This window comes from Sphingomonas sp. 22176, assembly GCF_052045505.1.
In the GTDB taxonomy this organism is placed as follows: domain Bacteria; phylum Pseudomonadota; class Alphaproteobacteria; order Sphingomonadales; family Sphingomonadaceae; genus Sphingomonas.
Genome location: NZ_JBQEPL010000007.1, coordinates 103,343 through 129,393 on the forward strand (window position 1 = coordinate 103,343; position 26,051 = coordinate 129,393).

At 68.5% G+C, this 26,051-nt stretch carries 18 protein-coding genes; 7 read left to right on the forward strand and 11 right to left on the reverse strand.

Going from position 1 to position 26,051, the window contains the following annotated elements:
* Positions 1 to 37: 37 nt before the first annotated feature.
* Genes ACTJKY_RS18435 through ACTJKY_RS18445 form a run of 3 tightly spaced genes read right to left on the reverse strand, consistent with a single transcriptional unit; the run spans position 38 to position 2,263 of the window.
* Entirely contained in the window at positions 38 to 994 is a 957-nt protein-coding gene (locus tag ACTJKY_RS18435) for an alpha/beta hydrolase (protein ID WP_440847555.1), read from the reverse strand.
* Complete coding sequence (locus ACTJKY_RS18440) at positions 991 to 1,545, reverse strand: 3'-5' exonuclease (protein ID WP_440847556.1); 555 nt, start codon at positions 1,543 to 1,545, stop codon at positions 991 to 993. The genes ACTJKY_RS18435 and ACTJKY_RS18440 overlap by 4 nt, the downstream gene beginning before the upstream one ends.
* 49 nt (positions 1,546 to 1,594) lie before the next feature.
* A complete protein-coding gene (locus ACTJKY_RS18445; protein ID WP_440847557.1) occupies positions 1,595 to 2,263 on the reverse strand; it encodes an O-methyltransferase in 669 nt (222 codons plus the stop codon).
* 94 nt (positions 2,264 to 2,357) lie between these two features.
* On the opposite strand from ACTJKY_RS18445, the gene ACTJKY_RS18450 reads away from it, so the two are divergent.
* The gene (locus ACTJKY_RS18450; RefSeq protein WP_440847558.1) at positions 2,358 to 2,996 is read left to right on the forward strand and encodes a TetR family transcriptional regulator; all 639 of its coding nucleotides are present in this window, start codon (positions 2,358 to 2,360) and stop codon (positions 2,994 to 2,996) included.
* 10 nt (positions 2,997 to 3,006) lie between these two features.
* Positions 3,007 to 3,438, forward strand: coding sequence for a DUF1810 domain-containing protein (locus ACTJKY_RS18455; RefSeq protein ID WP_440847559.1), 432 nt, complete (start codon positions 3,007 to 3,009; stop codon positions 3,436 to 3,438).
* Here the strand turns inward: ACTJKY_RS18455 and ACTJKY_RS18460 are convergent.
* From ACTJKY_RS18460 to rpiA, 6 genes are read right to left on the reverse strand one after another with little or no spacing between them, the layout of a single operon-like run.
* Positions 3,435 to 4,244, reverse strand: a complete 810-nt coding sequence (locus ACTJKY_RS18460; protein ID WP_440847560.1) for a Cof-type HAD-IIB family hydrolase — start codon at positions 4,242 to 4,244, stop codon at positions 3,435 to 3,437. The two genes, ACTJKY_RS18455 and ACTJKY_RS18460, sit on opposite strands and share 4 nt — an antisense overlap.
* On the reverse strand, positions 4,241 to 5,674 hold the full coding sequence (gene zwf / locus ACTJKY_RS18465; RefSeq protein ID WP_440847561.1) for a glucose-6-phosphate dehydrogenase: 1,434 nt from the start codon (positions 5,672 to 5,674) through the stop codon (positions 4,241 to 4,243). Before zwf ends, ACTJKY_RS18460 begins: the two co-directional genes overlap by 4 nt.
* Complete coding sequence (gnd, locus tag ACTJKY_RS18470; protein ID WP_440847562.1) at positions 5,671 to 6,657, reverse strand: phosphogluconate dehydrogenase (NAD(+)-dependent, decarboxylating); 987 nt, start codon at positions 6,655 to 6,657, stop codon at positions 5,671 to 5,673. The genes zwf and gnd overlap by 4 nt, the downstream gene beginning before the upstream one ends.
* Positions 6,658 to 6,680: 23 nt before the next feature.
* Complete coding sequence (locus tag ACTJKY_RS18475; protein ID WP_440847563.1) at positions 6,681 to 9,485, reverse strand: bifunctional transaldolase/phosoglucose isomerase; 2,805 nt, start codon at positions 9,483 to 9,485, stop codon at positions 6,681 to 6,683.
* Positions 9,482 to 11,557 (reverse strand): transketolase, encoded by a 2,076-nt coding sequence (tkt, locus tag ACTJKY_RS18480; RefSeq protein ID WP_440847564.1) that lies wholly within the window; start codon positions 11,555 to 11,557, stop codon positions 9,482 to 9,484. The genes ACTJKY_RS18475 and tkt overlap by 4 nt, the downstream gene beginning before the upstream one ends.
* A gap of 58 nt (positions 11,558 to 11,615) precedes the next feature.
* Entirely contained in the window at positions 11,616 to 12,314 is a 699-nt protein-coding gene (gene rpiA / locus ACTJKY_RS18485) for a ribose-5-phosphate isomerase RpiA (RefSeq protein ID WP_440847614.1), read from the reverse strand.
* Between the two features lie 175 nt (positions 12,315 to 12,489).
* On the opposite strand from rpiA, the gene ACTJKY_RS18490 reads away from it, so the two are divergent.
* A complete protein-coding gene (locus ACTJKY_RS18490; RefSeq protein WP_440847565.1) occupies positions 12,490 to 14,133 on the forward strand; it encodes a family 43 glycosylhydrolase in 1,644 nt (547 codons plus the stop codon).
* Positions 14,133 to 15,677, forward strand: a complete 1,545-nt coding sequence (locus tag ACTJKY_RS18495; RefSeq protein WP_440847566.1) for a glycoside hydrolase family 43 protein — start codon at positions 14,133 to 14,135, stop codon at positions 15,675 to 15,677. Before ACTJKY_RS18490 ends, ACTJKY_RS18495 begins: the two co-directional genes overlap by 1 nt.
* Before the next feature lie 4 nt (positions 15,678 to 15,681).
* Here the strand turns inward: ACTJKY_RS18495 and ACTJKY_RS18500 are convergent, their stop codons facing one another.
* Positions 15,682 to 18,420, reverse strand: a complete 2,739-nt coding sequence (locus ACTJKY_RS18500) for a DUF5695 domain-containing protein (RefSeq protein WP_440847567.1) — start codon at positions 18,418 to 18,420, stop codon at positions 15,682 to 15,684.
* Positions 18,421 to 18,428: 8 nt separating this feature from the next.
* Positions 18,429 to 20,735, reverse strand: a complete 2,307-nt coding sequence (locus tag ACTJKY_RS18505; protein ID WP_440847568.1) for a DPP IV N-terminal domain-containing protein — start codon at positions 20,733 to 20,735, stop codon at positions 18,429 to 18,431.
* A gap of 231 nt (positions 20,736 to 20,966) precedes the next feature.
* Between ACTJKY_RS18505 and ACTJKY_RS18510 the strand changes: the two genes are divergently transcribed.
* From ACTJKY_RS18510 to ACTJKY_RS18520, 3 genes are read left to right on the forward strand one after another with little or no spacing between them, the layout of a single operon-like run.
* The gene (locus ACTJKY_RS18510) at positions 20,967 to 23,285 is read left to right on the forward strand and encodes a beta-L-arabinofuranosidase domain-containing protein (RefSeq protein ID WP_440847615.1); all 2,319 of its coding nucleotides are present in this window, start codon (positions 20,967 to 20,969) and stop codon (positions 23,283 to 23,285) included.
* Positions 23,282 to 24,307 carry an Ldh family oxidoreductase gene (locus tag ACTJKY_RS18515; protein ID WP_440847569.1) on the forward strand — a complete coding sequence of 342 codons (1,026 nt, stop codon included), beginning with the start codon at positions 23,282 to 23,284 and terminating at the stop codon, positions 24,305 to 24,307. The genes ACTJKY_RS18510 and ACTJKY_RS18515 overlap by 4 nt, the downstream gene beginning before the upstream one ends.
* Positions 24,304 to 26,049, forward strand: a complete 1,746-nt coding sequence (locus ACTJKY_RS18520; protein WP_440847570.1) for a DUF885 domain-containing protein — start codon at positions 24,304 to 24,306, stop codon at positions 26,047 to 26,049. The genes ACTJKY_RS18515 and ACTJKY_RS18520 overlap by 4 nt, the downstream gene beginning before the upstream one ends.
* The last annotated feature ends 2 nt before the right edge of the window (positions 26,050 to 26,051 follow it).

The following is a 26,051-nucleotide window of genomic DNA, read 5'->3' on the forward strand; positions in this document are numbered from 1 at the left end:
GCTACCGCCCTTCGATCCGATCGGCAGGCGTGCGTCGCTAGGACGAACGCGCCTGCGCACCGGCCGGCTGATCCCGCCAGATCCAGCGCAGCACCTCCGGCAGGATTGCGCCGCCCTCGGCATCCGAATGCCCGCCGCCGGTCCAGGCATGGCCCACATCATAGCGCGGCCCCGCCCGCTTCTCCGCATCGGCATGGGCATTGGCCCATTCGAGGCTCGTGAGCATCTGCTGGTTCGCGAGGAACCAGTTGCCATGCTCATTGTCGAGATCCTCGCGACCGTCCTGCAGGAACACGCGCAGCGGCCGGATCGGGCTCTTGCGGATCAGCCCAGGATAGATATCGCCGCCATAGGTCAGCGGCTGCCCGTCCGCACCGAGGGCGAGGCCGATCGACGTATAGCTGCCGATGAAGCTGATCACATCGCCAAAGGCCTCGGGATGCCGCCACGCCAGCGTCCAGGAAGCGATCGCGCCGCTGGAGGTGCCGCCGGCCGCGCGCCGCTTGGGATCGGCCGAGAAGCGCCAGCGCTGCGCCACTGCGGGGAGCAGCTCGTCCAGCGTCATCCGGGCATAGGCATCGGACAGCGCGTCATATTCCTCGACCCGGTGATCGGGGTTCTGCATGCCCAGCGTATCCGGATAGTGCGCCGATCGGTTGCCGGGCGTGACGAACACGCCGAGCGTCTGGGGGATGGCGCCCTGCGCGATCAGCGCGTCGAGCACCGCCGGCACCTTGAGCGAACCCTTGGGGTTGGTCGCGCGCTGGCCGTCCTGGAACAGCAGCAGATTGGGCGGGCGCTTGGGGTCATAGCCTGCCGGCACATAGACCCAGTAGCGCCGCACCGTGCCGGGATAGACGCGGGACTGCAGCTCGAACGGACCCTCCAGCCGCCCGTGGAGCGCGGCCGCGTCGATCGCTTGTGGCGGCATCGCGATCGACGCGGGTGCCGCGGTTGCCAGCAAGGCGGTGGCGAGAAGGATCGAACGGATCATCGGCGCTCTCCTGCAACATGCGCTGCCGCCGCCGCTCGCACGGCGCGCCAGCGATCATGTTCTTCCTGCGCGTCGGCGAGTGCGCGGTGCGCAGGCGGCGCGCGATCCTGCATGTCGGCATGGACCAGCAGGTCCTCGATCGTCGCCTCGAGCAGCGCCGGCGGCAGGTGCGGCGCGAGGATGGCGCGGGCCGCCTCGCGCCATGCCGCTTCGGTGTCGCGCAGCCGCAGGCTGTGCCGCGGCAGGCCGGCGGCGCGCAGCAGGGTGCTCAGCCACTTGCCGTCCCAGCTGGGCGCACTGGCGAGCAGGTCGTGGCCGGTCAGCACCTCGACCATCCGCTGCGCCACCTGGTCGTGCGGTTCTCCGTCTGCGAGCAGGGTCGCGCGGGGGATGTGGTGGATCGCCTCGGCGGCAGGGTCCCAGTCCTCCCAGTCGGGCGCGGGGCGGATGAGATGGGCTTCGGCGCTGCCGTCCTCGAACACCCACGCCACTTCGATCGGGTAGCTGCGCTTGCCCAGCGACGAGGCCTCGAAGTCCATAAACACCAGCATGCTACCGATAACGACAGCGAAGCGCCTGGACTGCAAGGCCTTTCGCACTTCAGCGCAAGCGAATGGACAGCTCCACCTCATCGTCGAACGGCATCGACATATAGCCGCCCGCGACATTGCCCACCCGCTCCAGATAGTCCGGGCAATGATCGACATTGTCGGCGATCAGGATCGCGCCGGGGCGTAGCCTCGGTTCGAGCAGGTCGAGGATGTCGGCATAGAGCGCCTTGGCGCCATCGAGCAGCACCAGGTCGATCGTCTCGGGCAGGTCCGCCGCCAGCGTCTGCAACGCATCGCCTTCGCGGAAATCGACCAGGTCGTCGAGGCCGGCCTCGACGAGATTGGCCTTGGCGCGGGCGATCTTCGAAGGTTCGAACTCGGTCGCGATCACCCGGCCGCCGCCATTGTCGCGCAGCCCTGCGGCGAGGTGGAGCGTCGAAATGCCGAACGAGGTGCCGAACTCGACGATGTTCCGGGCGCCGGTCGCACGCGTCAGCATGTAAAGCAGCGTGCCGACCGCCGGGGACACCGGCAGCGCGAAATCGCCAAGCCGGGCGTAGAGCGCGGAATAGTCGGTCTTGCTGCGCAGCAGGCGATGCTGTTCATCGATGCTGATGCCGGCAAAGGCAGGGGCGAGGTCGGGCCGGTTGGCGTCTGCCTCGGCAAACAGGCGTGCGATCAGGGGCGCCACCGGGGCGCTGGAAAGCGTAGTCGTCATAGGGGTTTGCTCCGATTGCCGACGGGAACTTGCCGGCACCGCCAAAATACGACTAATCCGTCAGCTTCACCTATTCGCATTGGCAAGGACCCGCATGGCCGCCGCCCGAACCCCGCCGATTCACGCGCGGAAACGCCCGAAACAGCAGCGCGCGACCCAGCTGATCGAGGCGGTGCTCGAAGCCGCTGTTCAGGTTTTGATGGTCGAGGGTGCGCAGCGCTTCACCACCGCGCGAGTCGCCGAGCGGGCAGGGGTCAGCGTCGGCTCGCTCTACCAATATTTCCCCAACAAAGCGGCGATCCTGTTCCGGCTGCAGGCGGACGAATGGCGCCGGACGACCGCGCTGCTCTCCGGCATTCTCGAACAGCGCGATGTCCCGCCACCCGAACGGCTACGCCAGCTGGTCCATGCGTTCGTCCGCTCCGAATGCGAGGAAGCGGCGATACGGCTCGCGCTCAGCGACGCCGCGCCGCTCTATCGCGATGCACCCGAGGCGGTAGCCGCCAAAAGCGAGGCGGCACGGGTCTATCGTGCCTTTGTCGAGGAAGCGCTGCCAGACGTGCCCGTCGCCGATCGCCACCGCGCCGGCGACCTGATCAAGATGACGCTCAGCCAGGTCGGCGCCAGCTTTTCCGCGACCCCGCGCACGGAGGCGGACATCATCGCCTGGTCCGACGCGATGGCCGACATGTTCCTCGCATATCTCAGCGCGCTTCGCGGCAAAACCGGTTAGGGTGGCGAGAATGAGCGATCCGCACGACCTCGACCGATTCGTCGCCGCGCAGGAGGGGAGCTTCGACACCGCGCTCGCCGAAATCCGCCGCGGCGCCAAGCGCAGCCACTGGATGTGGTACGTCTTCCCGCAGATCGCCGGGCTCGGCCGGAGCGCGATGGCGCAGCGCTACGCGATTGCCTCGCTCGCAGAGGCGCGGGCCTATCTGGAGCATCCGCTGCTGGGCGCCCGGCTGCGCGAAAGCGTATCGGCGCTGCAGGACCTGACCAGCGGCACCGCCGAGGGCGTGTTCGGCGAAATCGATGCGACCAAGCTCCGCTCGTCGCTGACCCTGTTCGAGGCCGCCGGCGCCGGCCCGCTGTTCGCCGCGGCGCTCGACCGGTGGTTCGGCGGCACCCGCGATCCGGCGACGCTGGCGATCCTCGAACGGAGCTCCGGCTAGGCCTTCAGCAACGGCAGCAGGATCGTCTCGATCGCCTCGGCGACCCCATCGGCGTCGTTCCCGCCGGTGACGTGCATCGCCGCCTTGCGCACGTCCTCGGGCCCCTGGCCCATGGCGATCGACAGCCCGGCCCGCCGGAACATCGGCAGGTCGTTATACTGGTCGCCAATCACCGCCACGTCGCTGAGCGGCACGTCCAGCGTCGCTGCCAACGCCGCGATCCCGTCGCCCTTGTTCGCCGTCGGCGCGGTCACGTCGAGATAATAGGGCTGCGAGCGAGCAACCTCGGCCCCGTCGCCCAGCGCCGCCGCCACGTCCGCTTCCAGCGCGGCCAGCATGTCATGGTTGGAGGACACGGCGACGATCTTGTCGACCGCATCGAGCAGCGTGCCGAAATCGCTGCACACCACCGGCTCCTGCGCGGAGGTGACGCACTCGCGCGGCGTATAATGATCGTCGAGCTTGTCCGTGTGCCACTGGCCCTTGGCGAACACCCAGCGGATCACCTCCGGCCGCGCGATCATGTCCAGCGTGCGTGCCGCGACCTGCGAGTCGAGGTGCGTCGCCGACAGCACCGTGCCGTCGGGCTGCACGATCGTCCCGCCGTTGAACGCGCCGATCGGGGTGGTGAGGCCCAGCCGCTCGGCGATCCACAGCAGCCCGCTCGGCGGCCGCGCGCTGATGATCGAGACGGGCACGCCCGCCGCGACCAGCCGCTGTACGGCCGCCACGACTGGTTCGCCGAGGCTCTTGTCGGGGCGGACCAGGGTGCCGTCGACGTCGGAAAGAAACAGGCGAAGGTTCATGCGATCTCGTGCCAGCTGCGGCCGTCGCGTGCGAGCAGCGCGTCGGCGGAGGAGGGGCCGGTGCTGCCGGCGGAATAGTCGTCGGGTTCGCCGCTCTGCCACGCGTCGAGCAAGGGCTGCACGGCGCGCCAGCCGCCCTCGATCTGGTCGGCGCGCTGGAACAGGCTGGGGTCGCCGATCAGCACGTCGTAGAGCAAAGTCTCATAGCCGGTGCGGTGGCCGAGATCGAACGCGTCGGCATAGGCGAAGGCGAGGCTTGCCGGCACCATCTTCACCAGGGGGCCGGGCTCCTTCACCGCCATCTCCATCGTCAGCGCCTCGTTGGGCTGGATCTGGAGGATCAGCCGGTTGGGCGGCAGATCGGTGTTCGGCGTGTTGCGGAACAAGGTGGGCGGCACCTCGCGGAAATGGATCACGATTTCGGTGTCGCGCGCGGTCATCGCCTTGCCGGTGCGCAAGTAGAAGGGCACGCCGTGCCAGCGCCAGGTCTCCACCGCGACCTTGAGTGCGACATAGGTTTCGGTGCGGCTGTCCGGGGCGACATCGGGCGTGTCGCGATAGGCCGGCACGTCCTTGCCGCCGGCCTCGCCCGCCAGATAGCGGCCGCGTACCGCATCCTCGGGCGGGATCGGCGTCACGGCGGCGATCACCTTGGCCTTTTCGCTGCGCACCGCCTCGGCATCGAAGCTGTTGGGTGGCTCCATCGCGACCAAGGCGAGCAGCTGGAACAGATGGTTGGGCACCATGTCGCGCAGCGCGCCGGTCTCGTCATAGAATTTGCCGCGCGTGCCGACCGACACCGTCTCGGCGGCGGTGATCTCGACATGGTCGACATAGCGGTTGTTCCACACCGCCTCGGTCAGCGCATTGCCGAACCGCGCGACGGTGATGTTCTGCACCGTTTCCTTGCCCAGGAAATGGTCAATCCGGTAGATCTGGGTTTCCTGGGCATGGCCGAGCAGCTTGGCGTTGAGCGCCTGGGCCGATTCCAGGTCCGTGCCGAACGGCTTCTCGACGACGAGGCGGCGGAAGCCGTCGCCCTCGTCGAGCAGGCCGCTGGTGCCGAGCTTCTCGCCGATCGGCCCGAAGAAGCCGGGCGCGGTGGCGAGGTAGAACACCGCGTTACCGTGGAGCCGTTCCTTCAGCGCTTCGTACAGCGCATCGCCGGTGAAGTCGCCGCGCAGATAGGTGATCCGCTCCCGCCAGCGCCCCCAGGCGTTTTCGTCGCCCTCGATGAACGCGCCGAGCTTCTCGCGCAGCGCGTCGTCATCGCCTTCGCCGTGGCTGATGCCGAGCAGCGTCGTGTCGCCGTCGAGCAGCCCGTCGCGCTCCAGATGGACCAGCGCGGGCATCAACAGGCGACCGGCGAGATCTCCCATCGCCCCGAAGATCACCAGCGTCGCGGCGGGTGCCGGCGGCGCCTCGCTCACTGCGGCATCTCGACATGGCCGCCAAAGCCGAAGCGCATCGCCGAGAGCAGCTTGTCGCCGAAGGTATTCTCCACCCGGCTGCGATAGCGCGCGAACAGCGCCGCGGTGAGGACATGGACCGGTACGGCCTCTTCCATCGCGGCGTCGATCGTCCAGCGGCCTTCGCCGGAATCGGCGACCTTGCCGCTATAGTTTTCGAGCATCCCGTCCTTGGCCAGCGCCTGGGCGGAAAGGTCGAGCAGCCAGGACGAGATCACCGAGCCGCGGCGCCACACTTCGGCGATGTCGGTCAGGTTCAGGTCGAAGCGCTCGTCCTCGGGCAGGCGGTCGGAGGACTTGCTCTTCAGCACGTCGAAGCCCTCGGCATAGGCCTGCATCAGGCCGTATTCGATGCCGTTATGCACCATCTTCACGAAGTGGCCGGCGCCGGCCGGGCCGCAATGGATATAGCCCTTCTCGGCGCGGGGATCGAAGCCCTCGCGCTCGGCGCGCTCGACGGTGCGCGGGATGGTGCCGAGGCCCGGCGCCAGTGCGTCGAAGATCGGATCGAGCAGATCGACCACGTCCTTCTCGCCGCCGATCATCATGCAGAAGCCGCGGCTGAGGCCCCACACGCCGCCCGAGGTGCCGACATCGACATAGTGCAACTGGCGCTCGGCAGCGACCTTCGCGCGGCGGATGTCGTCCTTGTAGAAGCTGTTGCCGCCGTCGATGATGATGTCGCCGGGTTCGGCCGCTGCCATCAGCGCCTCGACCGTGCTCTCGGTCGGCTCGCCGGCGGGGAGCATCACCCAGAAGATGCGCGGTGCGGCCATCTTGGCGACGACGTCCTCGAGCGAGGTGGCGGGCGTCGCGCCGTCCTTGGCCATCGCGTCGACCGCGTCGGTGCTGCGGTCGAACGCCACGATTTCGTGGCCGTGCTCCATCAGCCGGCGCCCGATCCCCGCACCCATGCGGCCGAGGCCGATCATTGCAAGACGCATCCGCTGTATTCCTTCCGTTATCTTCAGAGGGCCGCAAGAACGGCCGATACCAGAGCCTGTAGCCCGCTGCCGCCGCGTTTCAAATGCACGCGCAGCACACGCCGACCGCGCTCGGCGAGCACGTCGGTGTCGCCACGTGCCTGGGCGCGCTGGACGGTGCCGAAGCTGGCCTTGCGGCCGGGGACGGCGAGGTCGGGTTCGGGATCGCGGGTGATCGTCAGGAACACGCCGCCGTCGGGGCCGCCCTTGTACGCCTGCCCGGTCGAGTGGAGAAAGCGCGGGCCGAAGCCGGCGACGGTCGCCACGCGCTTCGCATCGCGCACCGCGACCCGCATCGTGGTCAGCGCTTCGGTGTCGGCGTCGTTGCGTTCGACATAGGCGAGGAAGCCGGCATAATCGCCCGAAACCAGCGCCGCGAAATGGTCGGCGAGCAGGCTCGCGGGACTACCGGACAGCGATTGGCCCTTGCTTGCATAGAGCGCCAAAACCGCATTCTCCGCGATCGGCTGCTCGGGATCGAGCGTACCCGAGGCTTCATAGGCGTCGACCAGCGTGCGCGTCGCGACCTTGGCATCCTCGACATCGGGCTGGTCGAACGGATCGATGCCGATCACCGCGCCGGCGATCGCGGTCGCGACTTCCCAGCGGAAGAATTCCTGCCCGATCAGCCGCGGGGTATCGAGCGTGATGCGCACCACCGGATGGCCCGCGGCGGCGAGGGCATCGAGCTTTGCGGTATCGGCGCTGCCCCCGGCGCCGGCCAGCGCGAACTGCACGAACACGCGGTCGTTGCCATAGGCCTCGGGCGCGCCGAGCGGCTCGAGGTCGACGGGGACGATGCCCTTGCCCTGCTTGCCGGTGGATTCGGCCAGCAGCTGTTCCAGCCAGGCGCCGAGCGGAGCCAGCGGCGGTTCGGCGAGGATGGTCAGCTTGTCGCGGCCGGCCTTGGCAGCCTCGCCCAGCAGCACGCCGAGGCGTACACCGGGGTTGGCAGCCGGCGGCACGTCGGCGCCGCAGGAATAGACCATCGGCTGGGTGGCCTCGAAGAAGCCGGGCACGTCGAGACCCATCGCGGCAGCGGGGACCATGCCGAACACCGACAGCACCGAATAGCGGCCGCCGATCGCGGGATCCCCGGGGAAGGTGGCGCGGAAGTCGTCGTCGCGCGCCGTCGTTTCCAGCTTCGAGCCGGGATCGGTCACCGCGACGAAATGCGCACCCTTGCGGCCGCTCGCCTCGAAGAAATAGGCGCGCAGCAGCTCGGGCTCCAGCGTCGAGCCGGACTTGGAGGAGACGATGAACAGCGTCTCGGCCGGATCGATCTGCGCCTGCACGGCGGCGATCTGGCCCGGATCGGTGGTGTCGAGCACATGCAGCTTCGGGCTGCCCGAGGCATTGCCGAGAATCTGCGCCAGCACCTCTGGCCCGAGGCTCGATCCCCCCATGCCGAGCAGCACGACGTCGCGGAACTGCTTGGCCTGCTCGGCGAGCTGCTTGAGCGCGGCCATGTCGACCTGCTCGCCGCGCGCGGCCGGCAACCAGCCGAGCCACTTGGCTTCGTCGCCGCCGGTCCACAGCGTCGCGTCGCCCGCCCAGAGCCGGCGCGACCAGGCATCGGCGCGGGCGGTCGCCAGGCGATCCTCCACGGCCTTTTCCAGCGCTTCGGGCAGCTGCGCCGCGAAGCCGTTCAGCCGCTTGCCGAGATGCGCAGTGCGCTTGGCGGCGACGGCACCGAGCAGCGCATCGGCGGCGTCGCCGAACTGCTGCACGCCGTCGAGCACCAGTGCACGGGTGATCTCGTCGAGGCCGAGGCCCAGCCGATCGGCTTCCGCCAGCACCTGGCGGGCTTCGTCCAGGCCGTCGGTCAGCGTCTCGGCGACGGTGCCATGGTCGCGAAAGGCGTCCATCGTCTTGGGCGGCATGGTGTTGACCGTGTCGGGACCGATCAGCGTGTCGATGTACAGCGTGTCCGGATAGGCGGGGTCCTTCACGCCGGTGGAGGCCCAGAGCAGCCGCTGCGGCATCGCGCCCTTGGCGGCGAGCGCCTGCCAGCGCGGGCTGGCGATCATCTCCAGATACCAGGCATAGGCGCGCTTGGCATTGGCGATGGCGACCTTGCCGCGCAGCGCCTTCAGCGCCTCGCTCTCGGGATCGCCCTCGGCCACCCGCGCGTCGATCTTCTTGTCGATCTGGATATCGATCCGGCTGACAAAGAAACTGGCAACGCTCGCAATCCGGTCGATCGCCTCGCCGCGCGCGACGCGTGCTTCCAGACCCGCGAGATAGGCCTCGGCCACCGCCTGATAGCTCTCCTGCGAGAACAGCAGCGTGACGTTGATGTTGATCCCGTCCTCGATCAGCTGGCGGATCGCGGGGGCACCGGCTTCGGTGCCGGGGACCTTCACCATCAGATTGGGCTCGTCGACATGCTTCCAGAGGCGCCGGGCCTCCTCGATCGTCGTCTCGGTGCCGTTGGCGAGATAGGGCGAGACTTCGAGGCTGACATAGCCGTCGCGGCCGCCCAGCCGGTCGTAGACCGGGCGCAGATCGGCGGCGGCCGCCTTGATGTCGGCGATCGCTTGGCTCTCGTACACATCGGCCACGCTGGCGTCGCCGGTGCCGAGGAAGCGATGGAAGCCTTCGTCATAGGCTTCGCCGTGCCCCATCGCTTTTTCGAAGATCGACGGGTTGGAGGTGACGCCGGTCAGGCCGTCCTGCTCGATCAGCTTGCGCAGGCCCCCCTCGCGCAGGAAGCTACGGTCGACGAAATCGAGCCACGCGGCCTGGCCGGCTGCATGGAGCTGCTTCAGCTTGCTGTCCGCGCTCATTTGGCCTGCTCCAGTACGTCGCGCGCGACCTTCACCACATTGTCGACGGTGAAGCCGTATTTCTCTTGCAGCTTGGCGAGCGGGGCAGAGGCGCCGAAGGTCGACATGGTGACGGTGGCACCATTGCTGGTGACGTAGCGGTCCCAGCCCATCGAACCGGCCTGCTCGACTGCCACGCGCGCCATCACGTCGGGTGGCAGCACGGACTCGCGATAGGCGCGGTCCTGCTTCTCGAAGAGATACCAGCTGGGCAGCGAAACGACGCGCGAGCGCACGCCCTCGGCGGTCAGCCGCTCATGCGCCTCGACCACCATCGGTAGCTCGGAGCCGGTGCCGATCAGGATCACCTCCGGCGCGCCGCCCTCGGCATCGGCAAGCACATAGCCGCCGCGCGCGACACCGTCGGCCGAGGCATATTTGCTGCGGTCGAGCGTCGGGATCGCTTGGCGCGAGAGGATCAGGGCGGTGGGTTCGTGGCTGTGTTCGAGCGCGACCTTCCAGGCGACGGCAACTTCGTTCGCATCGCCCGGGCGGATCGTGTCTAGGCCGGGAATCGCGCGCAGCGTGGCGAGATGCTCGATCGGCTGGTGGGTCGGTCCGTCCTCGCCGACGCCGATGGAATCGTGGGTGAACACGAAGACCACCGGCAGTTCCATGATCGCCGCGAGGCGGATCGGCGCGCGCATGTAATCGGCGAAGACCAGGAAGGTCGCGGTGTAGGGGCGCAGATAGCTCAGCGCCATGCCGTTGGCGATCGAGCCCATCGCATGTTCGCGCACGCCGAAATGCAGGTTCTTGCCGCCATAATTATTGGCTTCGAACGAGTCCGCGCCCTTGATATCGGTCTTGGTCGAGGGCGAGAGGTCGGCGGCGCCGCCGAGCAGGGCAGGGAGGTGCGGGGCGACCGCGTTGATTACCTTGCCGCTGCTGTCGCGCGAGGCGAGGCCTTTGGCATCGGCATCGAAGCTGGGGAGCGCATCTTGCCAGCCGGTGTGGAGCTTGCCGCGGCGAAGCTCGTCGATCTCGGCGGCTTCCTGGGGGTAGGCTTCGCGGTAGCGGGCGAACAGCTGCTCCCATGCCTCGCGCGCCGGCTTGCCACGATCCGCGACCGCCGCGCCGAAGCGCTCGGCCACGCCATCGGGCACCAGGAACTGTGCTTCCTCGGGCCAGCCATAGGCCTTCTTGGTCGCGCGGACATTGTCCTCGCCCAGCGCCTCGCCATGCGCCTTCTCGCTGCCGGCACGGGGCGAGCCCCAGCCGATCACCGAATGAACGATGATGAAGGTCGGCGCATCGCTGGTGGCGCGGAAGGTGGCGATCGCCTCGGCGATTGCTGCAGTGTCATTGGCGTCGTCGACATGCAGCACGTTCCAGCCATAGGCTTGGAAGCGCTGGCCCACATCCTCGTCGAAGGCGAGATCGGTGCTGCCCTCGATCGAGATATGGTTGCTGTCGTAGATCCAGCAGAGGTTGGAGAGCTTGAGGTGCCCGGCGATCGAGGCGGCCTCACCCGAGACACCCTCCATCATGTCGCCGTCGCCGCACAGGACATAGACGTCATGGTCGAACAGGTCGAAGCCGTCACGGTTGTAGCGGGCGGCAAGCGCCCGCTCGGCGATCGCCATGCCGACCGAATTGCCGCAGCCCTGGCCGAGCGGACCGGTGGTGGTCTCTACGCCGGTGGTCATCCGATATTCGGGATGGCCGGGCGTCTTGGAGGAAAGCTGGCGGAACTGCTTGATATCGTCGAGGCTCACCGCGGGTTTGCCGGTCGGCTGGCCATCGGCATCGATCTCGCGCACGCCGGCGAGGTGCAGCACCGAATAGAGCAGCATCGAGGCATGGCCGACCGACAGGACGAAACGGTCGCGGTTCGGCCAGTCGGGCGCGGCGGGATCGTAGCGGAGGAACTGGCTCCACAGCGTGTGTACCACCGGCGCCAGCGCCATCGGCGTGCCGGGGTGGCCGCTATTGGCCTTCTGCACCGCGTCCATGCTGAGCGTGCGGATGGTGTCGATCGCGAGGCGATCGGGCGAGCCGTCTTCGTGGGTGTTCTGGTCGAGGTCGGACATGGATCAGGCAACTCCGTTCGTTGCGGTGCAACGGGTGGGTTCGCAAATGGCTGCAATCTTATTCATCTATCGGCCGCTCCTGGCGGCTCACTCCGTCGCTCGCGGCGACGTAGAGCGCGTCGATCTCGGTGAGGAACAGGCCGTGGCCGAGCGCGCCGGGGATCACCGAGAGAGCGCGGGCAAGCACCGCTGGATCGGCGAGATCGGGGAAGCGCGCGTCGAGGATATGGTGGCCCCAGTCGGTCACCCACGGGCCTCCGTCGCGGAGGCGCAGCTCTGCCGTGCCGCCGAGGCGCACTATCTCCGCGGCGACGAGCCCCCGCGCGGCCGGGAGAATCTCGACCGGCACCGCGCGGCCGCCCAGCCGTTCGACCCGCTTCGAGTCATCGGCAATGGCGATGTTGCGACGGGCGAGCGTGGCGACGATCTTCTCGAGCAGCATCGCCCCGCCGCCGCCCTTGATCGCGCGGAGCCGGGGGTCGATTTCGTCGACGCCGTCGATGCAGAGGTCGATCGCCGTCAGCTCGTCCGGCGCCACCAGGCGGATGCCGGCGGCCCGGGCTGCGGCTTCGGTGACGCGCGAGGTCGCGACGGCGGTGATGTCGAGGCCGGCCGCCACGCGTGGGGCCAGCAGTTGCACGACATGCGCCGCGGTGCTGCCGGTGCCGAGGCCGACGACCATGCCGTCCTGCACTTCTTCTACCGCAGCGGCGGCAGCGGCGCGCTTCAGGCGCTCGGCATCGGCGGGGGAGACCATGACAGCCGAACGGTACAGCGCCGCGGGCGTTCCGGCTGCTATACACGCGTCTAGGCATATCACGTGGAGGGTGGTCATCCGCGTCCGCCGCGATATGGTAGCGCTACCGAAGGTCGGCGCCGGCTGCCCATCGGCCGGAAAGTCGATGCCGCCGAAGCGGATACGAGGGGATGCTATGAAGATTTCGACGATGGCCGCGGCCGCGGTGCTGCTAGGCGCGAGCGCTGCGCCCGCGCTCGCCCAGGCGCCCGCCCGGTTCAGCGACTTCCGCTATGCGGGGCATGCGATGGAATCGGCCAAGCCCGGCCCCGGCGAATATCGCAACCCGATCCTCTCGGGCTATTACCCGGACCCCTCGGTCACGCGCGTCGGCGAGGACTATTATCTCGTCCTCTCGTCCTTCGCCCATTATCCGGGGCTGCCGATCTTCCATTCGAAGGACCTGGTCCACTGGACCCAGATCGCCAACGCGATCGACCGGCCGGGCCAGCTCGATTTCACCGGCATGCGCACCTCGCAGGCGGTGTTCGCGCCGGACATTTCGTACCACGCCGGCACCTATTACATCGTCAACACCTGTGTGAGCTGCAAAGGCAATTTGGTGATCACCGCCAAGGACCCGCGCGGGCCGTGGTCCGATCCGATCTGGCTGCCGTTCGAGGGCATCGATCCCTCGATCACCTGGGAAGGCGACAAGGCCTATATCGTCAACAACCGCGCCCCCGACGAAACGCCCCGCTACGAGGGTCACCGCGCGATCTGGATACAGGAATATGACTGGCGCGCGGGCAAGATGGTCGGCCCCAGCACCCAGCTGATCAACGGCGGCGTCGACATCACCAAGAAGCCGGTGTGGATCGAGGGGCCGCACGTGTTCAAGAAGGACGGCTGGTATTATCTCACCGCTGCCGAGGGCGGGACCAGCGTCAACCATTCGCAGGTGGTGTTCCGCTCGAAGGAGCTGCTCGGGCCCTATGTGCCGTTCGCGGGCAATCCGATCCTTACCCAGCGCGACCTCGATCCCAACCGCCCGAACCCGGTCACCTCCACCGGCCACGCCACGCTGGTGCAGACCCAGAAAGGCGACTGGTGGGCGACCTTCCTCGGCGTGCGCCCCTATGCCGACGATTTCTACAATACCGGCCGCGAGACCTTTCTGCTGCCGGTCACCTGGACTGACGGCTGGCCGATGATCCTGGCACACGGCAAGCCGGTGCCGATGGTAGTGAAGGCACCCAATCTGCCCGCTCAGCCCGCGCCTGCGCTGCCGACCAGCGGCGACTTCAGCTATGTCGACCGCTTCGCCGGCAACACGCTGTCGATGCAGTGGGTGGGCATCCGCACCCCCAAGGCGCCCTTCCACAAGGTCGAGCGCGGCGAACTGGTGATCACCAAGCCCGCGCCGCTCGGCGATCTCGACCAGGTGCCAGGCTTCGTCGGCCGCCGCCAGCAGCATGCCAACGCCACCGTCAGCGTGACGGTGCGCTATGCCCCCGCCAAGCCCGACGCGCGCGCCGGGCTCGCGGCGGTGCAGAGCGACCTCCACTACGCATTCTACGGCCTCACCAATATCGGCGGCACGCGGACGCTGGCGCTCTACACCCGCGCCAAGGGCGATGAGCAGCTGGTCGCTTCGACCCCGCTGCCGGGCACCGCGCCGGTGACGCTGACGCTGCGGATCACCGGCGGCACCATGGCGTTCGACTATGTCAGTGGGACGAGGAAGGGCACGCTCAAGCGGGATCTCGACGCGCGCTTCCTCAGCACCCACGAGGCCAGCGGGTTCGTCGGCACGATCATCGGGCCGATGGCACAGTGATGCGGCGCCTCCTCCTCGCGACCGTCGCCGCGGCACTGCTGCCGGCGACCGTATCCGCCCAGGTGTGGCGCTCGGACCAGGGCGACGGGACCTATCGCAACCCGCCGCTCAACGCCGACTATCCCGATCCGGACATCATCCGGGTGGGCAAGGACTTCTATTTTGCCAGCACCACCTTCGCCAATGTGCCCGGCCTCACCATCCTCCACTCGCGCGACCTGGTGAACTGGGACATTCTCAGCCATGTCATCCCGCGGCTCAACGGCGCGGCCGAGTTCGATCTGAAGGACGGCGGGTCCTATCGCGCCGGCGTCTATGCGCCGAGCCTGCGCTACCATGCCGGGATCTACTATCTAGCGGTCACGCCGATCCGCCAGAACACCCGCATCTACCGCGCGCGGGATCCGCGCGGCCCCTGGACCTATGCCACGCTCGATCGCGCGGCCTTCGATCCGGCGCTGTTCTTCGATGACGACGGACAGGTCTATCTCGCCACCTCGACCGGCACCAACGGCACGATCACGCTCCACACGCTCGACAAGGCCGCGTCGAAGATCACCGCCAGCCGGGTGATCTACTACAACAAGGGCGCGGAAGGGTCGAAGCTGCTGAAGCGCAACGGCTGGTATTATCTGTTCAATTCGATCCCCAACAAGCTGGCGCTCACCGTCTCGCGGGCGCGGAAGCTCGACGGGCCGTGGGAAACCAGGCCGCAGATCGACGACACCACGGGCGGCCACCAGGGCGCGCTGGTCGATCTGGCGGACGGCCGGGACGTCGGCTTCGTCATGCGCGATTCCGGCCCGATCGGCCGGGTGACCAATATCAGCCCGGTCTTCTGGCAGGACGGCTGGCCGGTCTGGGGCACGCCCGAGCAGTCCGGGCGGGTGCCCGATCGCGCGCGCAAGCCGATCCCGGGTGGCCGTTTCCTGGAGCCGCCGACGTCGGACGAGTTCACCGCCGCGACGCTCGGCCGCCAATGGCAGTGGAACCACAATCCGCTCGACCCCTATTGGTCGCTCACCGCCCGGCGCGGCTGGCTGCGGCTGCGCGCGGTGCAGGCGGACCAGCTCTGGTGGGCGCGCAACACGCTGGTCCAGAAGGGGCAAGCGCCGCGCTCACGCGGGGAGGTCGTGGTCGACCCCGCCGGCATCCGGTCCGGCGACGTTTGCGGCTTCGGCACCTTCGGCAAGTATAGCGCGGCGATCGCCGTGGTCGGCCAGCCCGACGGCGGTCGCGCGCTGTCGATGCGGGTGACCGAGTCGACCACCGCCGGGCCCAAGACCGAGATCCGCGTCGCCGCGATCCCGACCAAGGCACCGCGGCTGTGGCTGCGCACCGAGATGGACTTCACCGCGGCAACCGCATTGCTGTCATACAGCGAGGACGGCCGACGCTTCACCCCGCTCGGCGGCACCGTGCCTTTGGTCTATGACTGGCGGACGGGCACCTTCCAGGGCGTGCAGTTCGCGCTGTCCTGCTTCAACCCGGGTGCGGCAGGCGGAGCGCTCGACGTGGATCGGTTCACGCTCTCGCGCTTCTGATCTGTCACCGCGGTACCAGCCGGACCTCGGTCGGCCCGGCGCCGAGCGGTAGTGCGGTGGCGCCCCGCTCCGGCGTGCCGCCTTCGACGCGGTAGCCGCGGCCGGCAATGGTCTTCTCCAGCCGGACCAGTGCATCGGGCGTCATCGCGCGGCGCGGGTCGAGGGTGAGCGTCACCACGCCGGTCGCGGGCACGTAGCGCGCCTGGGCGATCTTGCCCGCCTCCAGCGTGATCCACAGGCCGGCGGGGGCGACGAACAGCCGGCTGCGCGCGCCGTCCTTGGGCGCGATCGTCACCGCATCGGCGGCGACGCGGACATTGCCGCCATAGCCGAGCCAGCCGAACACCGGGTCCTTCACCAGATAGGTGGCCGCACCATAGGCATGGGCGAAATAGCCCGAGCCATAGTCGCCGGTGTACGGGTCCCAGGCCATCCGGTCCGGCCAGCTGTGGAACGCCGCCGAGCCGAAGCCGTCGCGATCGATATTGGTGATGCCGCCCATCAGCCCGCCGTAAGCGACGCGCAGCAGATGCAGGTCGGCAGGGTTGGCGCGGAACGCCTCGAACAGCGGCAGCGCGTTGTTGGTCGAGCCATAATGGTGGATCTGGCGCTCGATCCGCGGGTATTTGCCGCCGTAGAGGAAGTCCCAATAGCGCCGCGCATTGCCGTTATAGCCCCAGTGCGGGATCAGCGGATCATAGCCGAGGATCACCTCCACCGTCTCGTCCGCCTGTTTCGGGTGGCCGAAATAGCGCATCCACGAGTACACCTCGGGCTGGCCGGTCGAATCCCAGGCCATCTCGCTGCCGAACGGATAGGCGAGGCTCGCCCAGTGATCGGCGCGGCTCTTCATCAGCGCCTCGATCTGCGCAGCGCCGTCGGCGATCCCCTCGCGCTTGAGATCCTCCAGAATGTCGACGAAGACCTCACCTTCCATCTGGCCGAACTGGGTATAGTAGGGCGCATCGCGCATCATCGCGACGATCGTCATCCGGGCATGGTCGAGATACCAGCGCCAGTCGTGATGGGTGACCAGCCCGGGATGGTTACGCGCCAGCCGATAGAGCGTCCAATAGCCGAGCGCGACGTGCGGGTAGTTGAACGAGCGGCCGAGATCGTCCGCGTCCTTCTTCGACCAGCTGGTCCAGGTCTTCCAGTTGTCGGCCGGGTCGTAATAGCCGGGGAAGGCGGCGGGGTCGTAGTAGAACAGGCTCTTCTTGACCGCGCCGATATGCTCGCCGTGCGCGACCTGCAGCTTGCCGAAGATCGTCTTGTCGACCAGCGTCTCCAGCTTCTCGACCTCGGCCGCGTCGGGATTGTCGAGCTGTTTCATGATCGCCGCGATCCAGCCGCCGGCACCGCCCTCGTCGCTCATCCCCGCGATCCACACGCGCGGTTCCTGGGTGAGGATCTTGCCGGCCTCGCGGTCATAGCTGAGGATCGCGGGCGCGCGGCCGAACGAATCCTTGGCATCGTCATACCATTGCTGCGTCGTCGCGAAGCGGCCGAGATCGGCCATGGTCTGTTCGAGCGGCTTGGTGACGAAATACTGGACCGTCTGCACGCTGCCATCGGCATAGGTGATGGTGACGCGCGCCCGGCCCCAGCCGGTGCCCCGCACCGCATAGCGCCGCCAGCCGTTGACCACGCCCGCCGCGGTCACCGTCATCGCCCCGGCGGGGGAGACCTCCAGCTTGGCGACCGGCTGGCCATATTTCAGGAAGAGCGATGCCTCGAGATCGTTCGGAACGACATAGCCGGGCACGCCCAGCGCCACCGGCCGACCCTGAGCGACGAGGGCGGACTGGATGCCGCGGATCGACGGCGCCTGCACCAGCCGCACGCCCACGTCGCGCGCGGCGCCGGGCGCGAGGATGAAGCTGGTTGGCGGGTTCCACTGCTCGCCGGCCGTGCGCCATTCCTGCTCGACAAACCCCTTGGAGGCGACCGTCCAGTCGTAAAAGCCTTCGGAGACTTGGCTGCGCGGGCTCTTGTCGGTGAAGATCGCGCCGGGCTCGCTCGGGTTCTTGAGCGGGGCGTAATTCTCCAGCGGGGTGCGGCCGTCGGGCAGCACCAGCAGCGCGGGGCCCTTGCCGTTCAGCCTGGTGACCTGGAGATAGCCGGCGTCGCGGCCGATATAGGGATCGACGAAGCTCGCCTGGGCGTGCGCGGTCTCCAGCGTCCGGTCGCGGATGATGTTGTCGAACACCATCGGCACGCCGAGCCCGCCGATCTCGACCGGCGCGCTGGACGTGTTGACGATGCGGAAGCGCAGCACCGGTACGCCCGCGGCATCCACCCAGCGCCGCTCGATGCGGAGCGGGATGCCGTCCCCCATGCTCGCGGTGATGTCCGCCGCGGCGAACACGCCGGGGGCGAGGGGGAGGGGTCGGATCGGCTTGCGGACGCGCGACGAGGCGAAGTCCTGCCATGCCCCGCCCGCCGTGCGCAGGCGCAGGTTGAGGTCGCCGATATGGTTGAAGCCGTCGCCCTGGCGTTCTGCCTCGCGGCCGCCGGGCACGAAGTCGAACGCGGGCTCCGCAGCCGGCGACAGCCGGGCCAGGGTGCCGGTGTCGCTGCGCAGTTCGAGCAGGAACGCGCCCACCCGAACCGGCGTGGTGCGGATCGGCGGATAGACCGGCTTCGTCGCCGCCTTTTCCTGCGCAAGCAGCGGGGGGGCGAAGGGCAGGCTGCTCACCCCGGCGAGCGCGGCGGCGGCGAAGAACAGGCGGGGGGCACGCATCGGGGACCTCATTTCTCGGGACGCAGCAGCGGCAGCTGTTCGCGCCAGGCAGGCGTGTCGAAGCCGATATCGGCGGGCGGCGCCTCGCCGAGCAGGTTGCGGACAAAATAGTCGCGGAACTTGCGCCAGAAGAAGGGCTGGTAGACCGCATGGGTGGTGTTGGGCAGCACCACCATGTCGACGTCGCGGCCCGCCCAGATCAGCGCGGTGGCGAGCTGGAAGCTCTCGGTCACCGGCACATTGTCGTCGATATCACCGTGGATCAGCAGCAGGTGGCTGCCGAGATTGGGGGCGGCGACCATGTTCGAGTTGCGCGCCCAGTCATTGGGGCTGGCCGCGCCCATGGTGGTCTCGGGCCACCAGGCCTTGTCGAGCCGCAGGTCGTGGTTGCCCGAGGAGGCGACGCCGACCTTGAAGAAGCCGGGGCGGCGGATGACGAAGCGCGCAGCGTCATAGCCCCCGGCTGACCCACCGAACACGCCGACGCGCGACAGGTCGAATTCGGGATAGCGCTCGGCCATCTGGCGGATCAGCGCGATATGATCGTCGAGCCCAACCTCGCCCAGATTCTGATAGGCATGCATGCGGAAGGCGCGCCCGCGCCGGGAGGTGCCGCGCCCGTCGATCATCACCACGATCGCGCCGAGCTGCGCGACGCTCGAGCCCGCCGCGCCCACGGTCGCCGTCCAGCTGACCGGCACCTGGCTGGTCGTCGGGCCGGTATAGACATTGTCGATCACCGGATAGCGGCGGTTCGGGTCGAAGCGCAGGGGGCGGTAGATCATCCCGTAGATCGGCGTCTTGCCGTCCGCCGCGACCCCCTGGAACGGCTCGGGCATGCGATAGCCGCTGGCGAGCAGCGCCGCGGGATCGGCATGGCCGAGCTCGGCGAGGATGCGGCCATCGGTCGCGCTGCGCAACACGGTGCGGCTCGGCTGGGTGGGCGTCGACAGCACGTCGAGGAAAGTCTTGCCGTCGGGGGCGACCTGCACGTCGTGCTGCACCGGCTCGGGGGTGAGCAGCAGCGGCTGTTCGCCGTGGGTGCCGACCCGGTAGAGCGCGGTGTAATAGGGATTGCGGTCGTGCTCGCGGCCGACTCCTTTCACCAGGATGGCGCCCGTCGCGGCATCGACATGGTCGACGCCGATCACTTCCCAGTCGCCGCGGGTGAGCGGGATGCCGCCCTCGGGCGCGTCGGGACGCACCAGATAGAGCTGCGCCCAGCCGCTGCGTTCGGAGACGACCAGTTCGCCGCCCAGCTCGGGCGCCGGCTGGAGCGAACTCGACACCACCGAGACGCTGGGCGTCAGCGCCTCGCGCGCCACCACCGTCGCCGCGCCGGTCTCCGGAGCGGCCTTGTAGACGACGAGCTGCTTGTAGCCGCGCTCGGTCCATTGCGCGCGGACCTGGCCGTTCACCCAGGCCATGTCCGGATCATAGGGATAGAGCAGCGACTCGCTCGGGATGGCGAGGGGCACCAGCCGCGCCTTGCGATGCCGCACCGCCTGCTCGACGTCGATCACCAGCCGGGTCGCCTGGGGCAGTTTCTCGGCGCCGGCGAGCGGATAGATGTAGCGGAAGGTACGCGGGTAGATCGTCCCCGGTGGCGTCGCCTGGACGATCCCAAGCCGGATCACGTCGCGCGTGTCCAGCCGCCAGGTGAGGATGCGCTTGCTGTCCGGCGACCAGCGGACCGAGACCGGCATGGTCGGATCCTCGGTGCCCTGGGCGAGGATGTCGGCGAGCACCGGGATGCCGCGGCCATAGGGCTGGTCGCGCGTGCCGTCTTCGGTCAGCGCGACTTCGCGGCCGCTCGCCACTTCCACGGCATAGAGGTTGAAGTTGCGCGAGACGATGCGGAAGCGGCCGTCGGGCGAGAGCGCCTCCTCGCCGTCGGCCGCGCCCTTCGCCGCAGGGGTGAGCGTGCCGGCGCCGGCCCAGGTCCAGCGCTTGCCGAACGCACTGAATTGCAACGCGCCGCCCTCGATCTTCGCGTCCTCTATCGGCAGCGCGGCAGGCTTGATCGGCTTGTCGACTGCCTTGGCGAGCGCGCCCGCGATGGCCGCTTCCGGGGCGATAGGGCGCGACTGGCCGGTGGCGAGGTCGTAATAGGCGACGATCCGCTCGCCCTCGGGACCATGGCGATAGACGATCCCGGCGCTGTCGGTGGTGAAGTCCGCGCGCAGGCTGCGATCGACGATCAGCTTGGCGAGCCCGTCGCCCAGATAGCGATCCGCGGCGGCATAGCGGGCTTCGATCGGCGCGTCCGTCTGCGCCGCTGCCAGGGAAGGCGCGAGCAGCGCCCATGCCGCCAAAGCGCCGTTCCTTCCGAGCCGAGCTGGTAGAAGCATTCGGTATTCCCCCTTGCGCCTGGGTAGACCATGGAGAACGCAGCAGGTCAATAATGTTATACCGTATATGATGCCATGCGGCTAAGCGCTTGACCTGAGAATAGTCCCTCCGTAGATCGTATACGATTGATGAGGGGAAGAGCGATGCGGCGTACGCGACGGGAAATGCTGGGAAGCGCCGGAGGCGCCTTGCTCGTGGCAGGCGCGGGCGTCGCCCCCTCTTTCGCGCGGGCTGCGGACGCCGCGGCGTTCCCGCCGAAGCTGGCCCCACTGCCGCTCACCGCGCTCAAGCTCGCGCCGTCGGACTATGCCACGGCGGTGCAGGTCAACCAGCTTTATCTGCTCCGGCTCGATCCCGATCGCCTGCTCCATAATTTCCGTCTCTATGCCGGGCTGGAACCCAAGGGCGCGATCTATGGCGGGTGGGAAAGCGATACGATCGCCGGCCATACGCTCGGTCATTATCTCTCGGCGCTGGTGCTCAGCTGGCAGCAGACCGGCGACGGCGAGCTCCGCCGCCGCGCCGACTATATCGTGGCCGAACTGGCCGAGGCACAGGCCAAGCGCGGTACCGGCTATGTCGGCGCCCTCGGCCGCAAGCGCGACGGCAAGATCACCGACGGCGAGGTGATCTTCCAGGAGATCATGCGCGGCGAGATCAAGTCAGGCGGGTTCGATCTCAACGGCTCCTGGTCGCCGCTCTACACGGTGCACAAGCTGTTCGCCGGGCTGCTCGACGTGCATGCCGGCTGGAACAATGCCCAGGCGCTGCAGGTCACGCTCGGGCTGGCCGGCTATTTCGAGCGGGTGTTCGCCGCACTCAATGATGCGCAGATGCAGCAGATGCTCGGCTGCGAATATGGCGGGCTCAACGAGAGCTTCGCCGAACTCTATGCCCGCACCCGCGACGCGCGCTGGATGGTGGTGGCCAAGCGGCTCTACGACGACCGCGTGCTCGATCCGCTCAAGGCCGGCGAGGACAAGCTCGCCAATTTCCACGCCAACACCCAGGTGCCCAAACTGATCGGGCTGGCGCGCATCCACGAGCTTACCGGCGATGCCGGCGACGCCAAGGCCGCGCGCTTCTTCTGGGAGCGGGTGACCCAGCATCACAGCTACGTCATCGGCGGCAATGCAGACCGCGAATATTTCGCCGCACCCGACAGCATCGCCCAGCACATCACCGAGCAGACCTGCGAGCATTGCAACACCTACAACATGCTCAAGCTGACCAGCCATCTCTATAGCTGGCAGCCCGACGGCGCGCTGTTCGATTTCTACGAGCGGGCGCACCTCAACCATGTGATGGCGCAGCAGGACCCGAAGACCGGCGGCTTCACCTACATGACGCCGCTGATGAGCGGCACCAAGCGCGAGTTCGCCGGCCCCGAGGCGGAGGAATTCTGGTGCTGCGTCGGCTCGGGGATGGAGAGCCACGCCAAGCATGGCGAGGCGGCGTTCTGGGAGGGCGAGGGCGCCTTCCTCGTCAATCTCTACATCCCCGCGACGATCGACTGGAAGGCGAAGGGCGCGCAGTTCGTGCTCGACACCGCCTATCCGTTCGCGGGCACCGCGACGCTGAAACTTTCGCGGCTGGCGCGGGCAGGCCGTTTCACTGTGGCGCTGCGCGTGCCGGGCTGGGCCGCGGGCAAGGCGATCGTGACGGTGAACGGCGCGCCGGCCGGTGCCCGGTTCGAACGCGGCTATGCGCTGGTGTCGCGCAGCTGGAAGGCGGGCGATGCGCTGGCGATCACCCTGCCGATGGACCTCCGCCTCGAAGCGACGCCCGGCGACGACAGCGTCGTGGCGGTGCTGCGCGGGCCGATGGTGCTGGCGGGCGACCTGGGCGCGGCGGAAACGCCGTGGACGGGGGCCGATCCCGCGCTGGTCGGGCAGGACCTGCTCGCCAGCTTCGCGCCGACCGCCGAACCGGCGATCTTCGAGACGCGCGGCGTGGTGCGCCCCGGCGACCTGCGCTTCGTGCCCTTCTACCGCCAATATGAGCGCCGCAGCGCGGTCTATTTCAAGCGCTTCAGCGAGGCGCAGTGGAAAGACGAGGAGGCCGCCTTCCTCGCCGAGCAGGCACGGCTGAAGGATGTCGCCGCCCGCTCGGTCGACGTGATGCATCTGGGCGAGATGCAGCCCGAGCGCGACCATGACCTGCGCACCGAGGGCGCCTCCTATCCGGTCGCCTATCGTGGGCGGCAGGGGCGCGATGCGCGGACCGGCAGCTGGTTCGACTTCACGATGAAGGTGAAGGACGGCCCGCTGCTGCTCCAGGCGACCTATTGGGGCGGCGAGCGCGACCGCGACTTCGACATCCTCGTCGACGGCCAGAAGATCGCGACCCAGCATCTTTCCGAGACGGCGCCGGGCAAGTTCTTCGACGTGACCTACAAACTCCCCGAGGCGCTGACCAAGGGGAAGAAGAGCGTCCGCGTCCGCTTCGTGCCGCACGATCGCAACACTGCCGGCCCGGTGTTCGGCGTCGTGCTGCTCACCGCCAAGCCGTGAGCGGCGTCGCGCTGACGCTGGACGAGGTGCGCGCGCTCGCCCGCCGGGTGCTGCGCGCGGCGGGGCTTGCCGAGGATCATGCCGATGCGGTCGCCGAGACGATGGTCGCGGGCGAGCGCGATGGTTGTGCCTCGCACGGCATCTACCGGCTGCTCGTCGCGGCCAACACCATCGCCAAGGGCAAGGTGGTGCGCGATGCGGTGCCGCTGCTGTCCGAGCCGGCACGGGCGCTCGCGCGCGTCGACGGCAAGGGCGGGTTCGCGCAGCTCGCTTTCGAGGTCGGCAAGCCCGCGCTGGTCGCCAAGGCCCGCGCCTGCGGCATCGCCGCGCTGGCGCTCAACAACGTCGTCCATTTCGCCGCGCTCTGGCCGGAGGTGGAGGCGCTGGCCGAGGAGGGACTGGTCGCGCTGGCCTTCACCCCCAGCCATGCCTGGGTCGCGCCCGCCGGGGGCACGCGGCCGGTGTTCGGTACCAATCCGATCGCCTTTGGTTGGCCGCGCCCAGCGCCGGCGCCGCCCTTCGTGTTCGACTTCGCCACCAGCATGGTCGCGCGCGGCGAGATCGAGCTGCACCGCCGCGCCGGGAAGGCCGTGCCCGAGGACTGGGGCATCGACGCCGAAGGCCGCCCGACCACCGATCCCGCCGCGATCCTCGACGGGGCGATGCGCACCTTTGGCGGCCACAAGGGATCGGCGCTCGCGACGATGGTCGAGCTGGTCGCCGGGCCGCTGATCGGCGACCTGACCAGCGCGGAATCGATCGCGGCAGACGGTGGGGCAGGGGCCTCGCCGCTAGGCGGCGAGCTGATCGTCGCGATCGATCCGGCGGGCTTTCTCGGCGATGCGGTGCTTGAGCATCTCGCCCGCGCCGAGACGATGTTCGACAGCATCGAGGCGCAGGGCGCGCGGTTGCCCTCGTCGCGCCGCTATGCCGCCCGTACCCGCAGCCTTGCCGAGGGGGTGCGCATCCCCGACAAGCTCTATGCCGACATTCTAGCGCTGGAAGCGAGCCTTACGCCATGAAGCCCATTCTTCTCCTCACCGCCGCCCTGCTCGCCACCGCCGCGGTGCCCGCGCCCAAGCCGGTCAGCCCCGATGCACGGCTCAAGGCGCTGATCGACAGTGAATACAAGTGGCGGGTCGAGCAAGAGGGCCCCGGCGAGGACAACCCCGCGGCCAAGGGCGGCCTGCCCGATGTCGGCTCGGCCGCACAGGCGGCGCGGCTGGCGCGCTGGACCGCGACCGCGCAGGCGCTCGCCGCGATCGATCCGGCGAAGCTCAGCGCGAAGGGGCGGATCGACTATCTGGTCTACAAGGGCCAGATCGACGCACTGCTCGCCGCCCAGCGCTTCCGCGACTATGAGAAGCCGCTCAACTCGGACAGCAGCTTCTGGAGCGACATCGCCGGATCGGCGCGCGACGCCTTCGTCCGCGAGGACCAGTACCGCGCGTACATCAAGACGCTGCGCGATATGCCGCGCTATTTCGACCAGAATATCGCGAACATGCGCGCTGGGCTCGCGCGCGGCTTCACGCCGCCCAAGGTGACGCTGACCGGCCGCGACATCGGCGTGGCGCAGGTGGTCGAGGCGCCGCTCGAGGAGAATCTTTTCTACACGCCGTTCAAGAAGTTTCCGGGCGCGATCCCCGCGGCCGTGCAGGCCGAACTGCGCCGCGAGGGCCAAGCCGCGATCCGCGAGGCGGTGGTGCCCGCGCACCAGAAGCTGCTGACGTTCCTGCGCACCGAATACATCCCCGGCGCCCGCACCGAGCTGGCGGCGACCACGCTGCCCGACGGCCAGGCCTATTACCGCTCGAAGATCCGCGAATATGTGACCCGCGACATGACCGCCGAGCAGGTCCATGCCGTCGGCGTGCGCGAAGTGGCGAAGATCCGCGCCGAGATGATGACGGTGAAGGCCGAGGCCAAGTTCGAGGGCGACCTGCCGGCCTTCCTCAACTTCCTGCGCACCGATCCGCAATTCTACGCCAAGACGCCGCGCGAGCTGCTCTACCACGCCGCCTGGGCGGCCAAGCAGTTCGACGGCAAGGCAGGGCAGTATTTCGGCCATCTGCCGCGCCGCCGCTTCGCGATCATTCCGGTGCCGGACGACCTCGCGCCCTTCTACACCGGCGGGCGCGGCGGCCCGGGCGTCTATCTGGTCAACACCTATGACCTCAAGTCGCGGCCCTTCTACCAGCTCACCGCGCTGACCCTGCACGAAAGCGCGCCGGGCCACGCCTTCCAGATGCCGCTCGCCAACGAGAACAAGGCGCTCCCGCCCTTCCGCCGCGACACCTATCTCTCGGCGTACGGCGAGGGCTGGGCGCTCTATTCGGAGAAGCTCGGCGTCGAGATGGGGATGTACGAGACGCCCTACGACCAGTTCGGCATGCTGAGCTACCAGATGTGGCGGGCGGCGCGGCTGGTGGTCGACACCGGCATCCATGCGATGGGCTGGACGCGCGAACAGGCCCAGGCCTTCCTGCGCGACAACACCGCGCTCAGCAACCACGAGATCGAAACCGAGGTGGATCGCTACATCGCCTGGCCGGGCCAGGCGCTGAGCTATTATATGGGCGAGCTGGCGTTCCTCGATGCCCGCGCCCGCGCCGAAAAGGCGCTCGGCCCGAAGTTCAACATCCGCGCCTGGCATGATGCGATGCTGCAGCTCGGCTCGGTGCCGCTGACCGTGATCGACCAGCGCACCGACCAGTTCATCCAGGAAGGCGGCAAGGGCCCCTATCCCGACGAGGAGCGATGATC

What these genes read in the sequence shown, in the direction of transcription:
- ACTJKY_RS18435 (WP_440847555.1), bottom strand. Translation starts at nt 994, where the DNA reads ATGATCCGTTCGATCCTTCTCGCCACCGCCTTGCTGGCAACCGCGGCA.
- ACTJKY_RS18440 (WP_440847556.1), bottom strand. Translation starts at nt 1,545, where the DNA reads ATGCTGGTGTTTATGGACTTCGAGGCCTCGTCGCTGGGCAAGCGCAGC.
- ACTJKY_RS18445 (WP_440847557.1), bottom strand. Translation starts at nt 2,263, where the DNA reads ATGACGACTACGCTTTCCAGCGCCCCGGTGGCGCCCCTGATCGCACGC.
- ACTJKY_RS18450 (WP_440847558.1), top strand. Translation starts at nt 2,358, where the DNA reads ATGGCCGCCGCCCGAACCCCGCCGATTCACGCGCGGAAACGCCCGAAA.
- ACTJKY_RS18455 (WP_440847559.1), top strand. Translation starts at nt 3,007, where the DNA reads ATGAGCGATCCGCACGACCTCGACCGATTCGTCGCCGCGCAGGAGGGG.
- ACTJKY_RS18460 (WP_440847560.1), bottom strand. Translation starts at nt 4,244, where the DNA reads ATGAACCTTCGCCTGTTTCTTTCCGACGTCGACGGCACCCTGGTCCGC.
- gnd (WP_440847562.1), bottom strand. Translation starts at nt 6,657, where the DNA reads ATGCGTCTTGCAATGATCGGCCTCGGCCGCATGGGTGCGGGGATCGGG.
- ACTJKY_RS18475 (WP_440847563.1), bottom strand. Translation starts at nt 9,485, where the DNA reads ATGAGCGCGGACAGCAAGCTGAAGCAGCTCCATGCAGCCGGCCAGGCC.
- tkt (WP_440847564.1), bottom strand. Translation starts at nt 11,557, where the DNA reads ATGTCCGACCTCGACCAGAACACCCACGAAGACGGCTCGCCCGATCGC.
- rpiA (WP_440847614.1), bottom strand. Translation starts at nt 12,314, where the DNA reads ATGGTCTCCCCCGCCGATGCCGAGCGCCTGAAGCGCGCCGCTGCCGCC.
- ACTJKY_RS18490 (WP_440847565.1), top strand. Translation starts at nt 12,490, where the DNA reads ATGAAGATTTCGACGATGGCCGCGGCCGCGGTGCTGCTAGGCGCGAGC.
- ACTJKY_RS18495 (WP_440847566.1), top strand. Translation starts at nt 14,133, where the DNA reads ATGCGGCGCCTCCTCCTCGCGACCGTCGCCGCGGCACTGCTGCCGGCG.
- ACTJKY_RS18500 (WP_440847567.1), bottom strand. Translation starts at nt 18,420, where the DNA reads ATGCGTGCCCCCCGCCTGTTCTTCGCCGCCGCCGCGCTCGCCGGGGTG.
- ACTJKY_RS18520 (WP_440847570.1), top strand. Translation starts at nt 24,304, where the DNA reads ATGAAGCCCATTCTTCTCCTCACCGCCGCCCTGCTCGCCACCGCCGCG.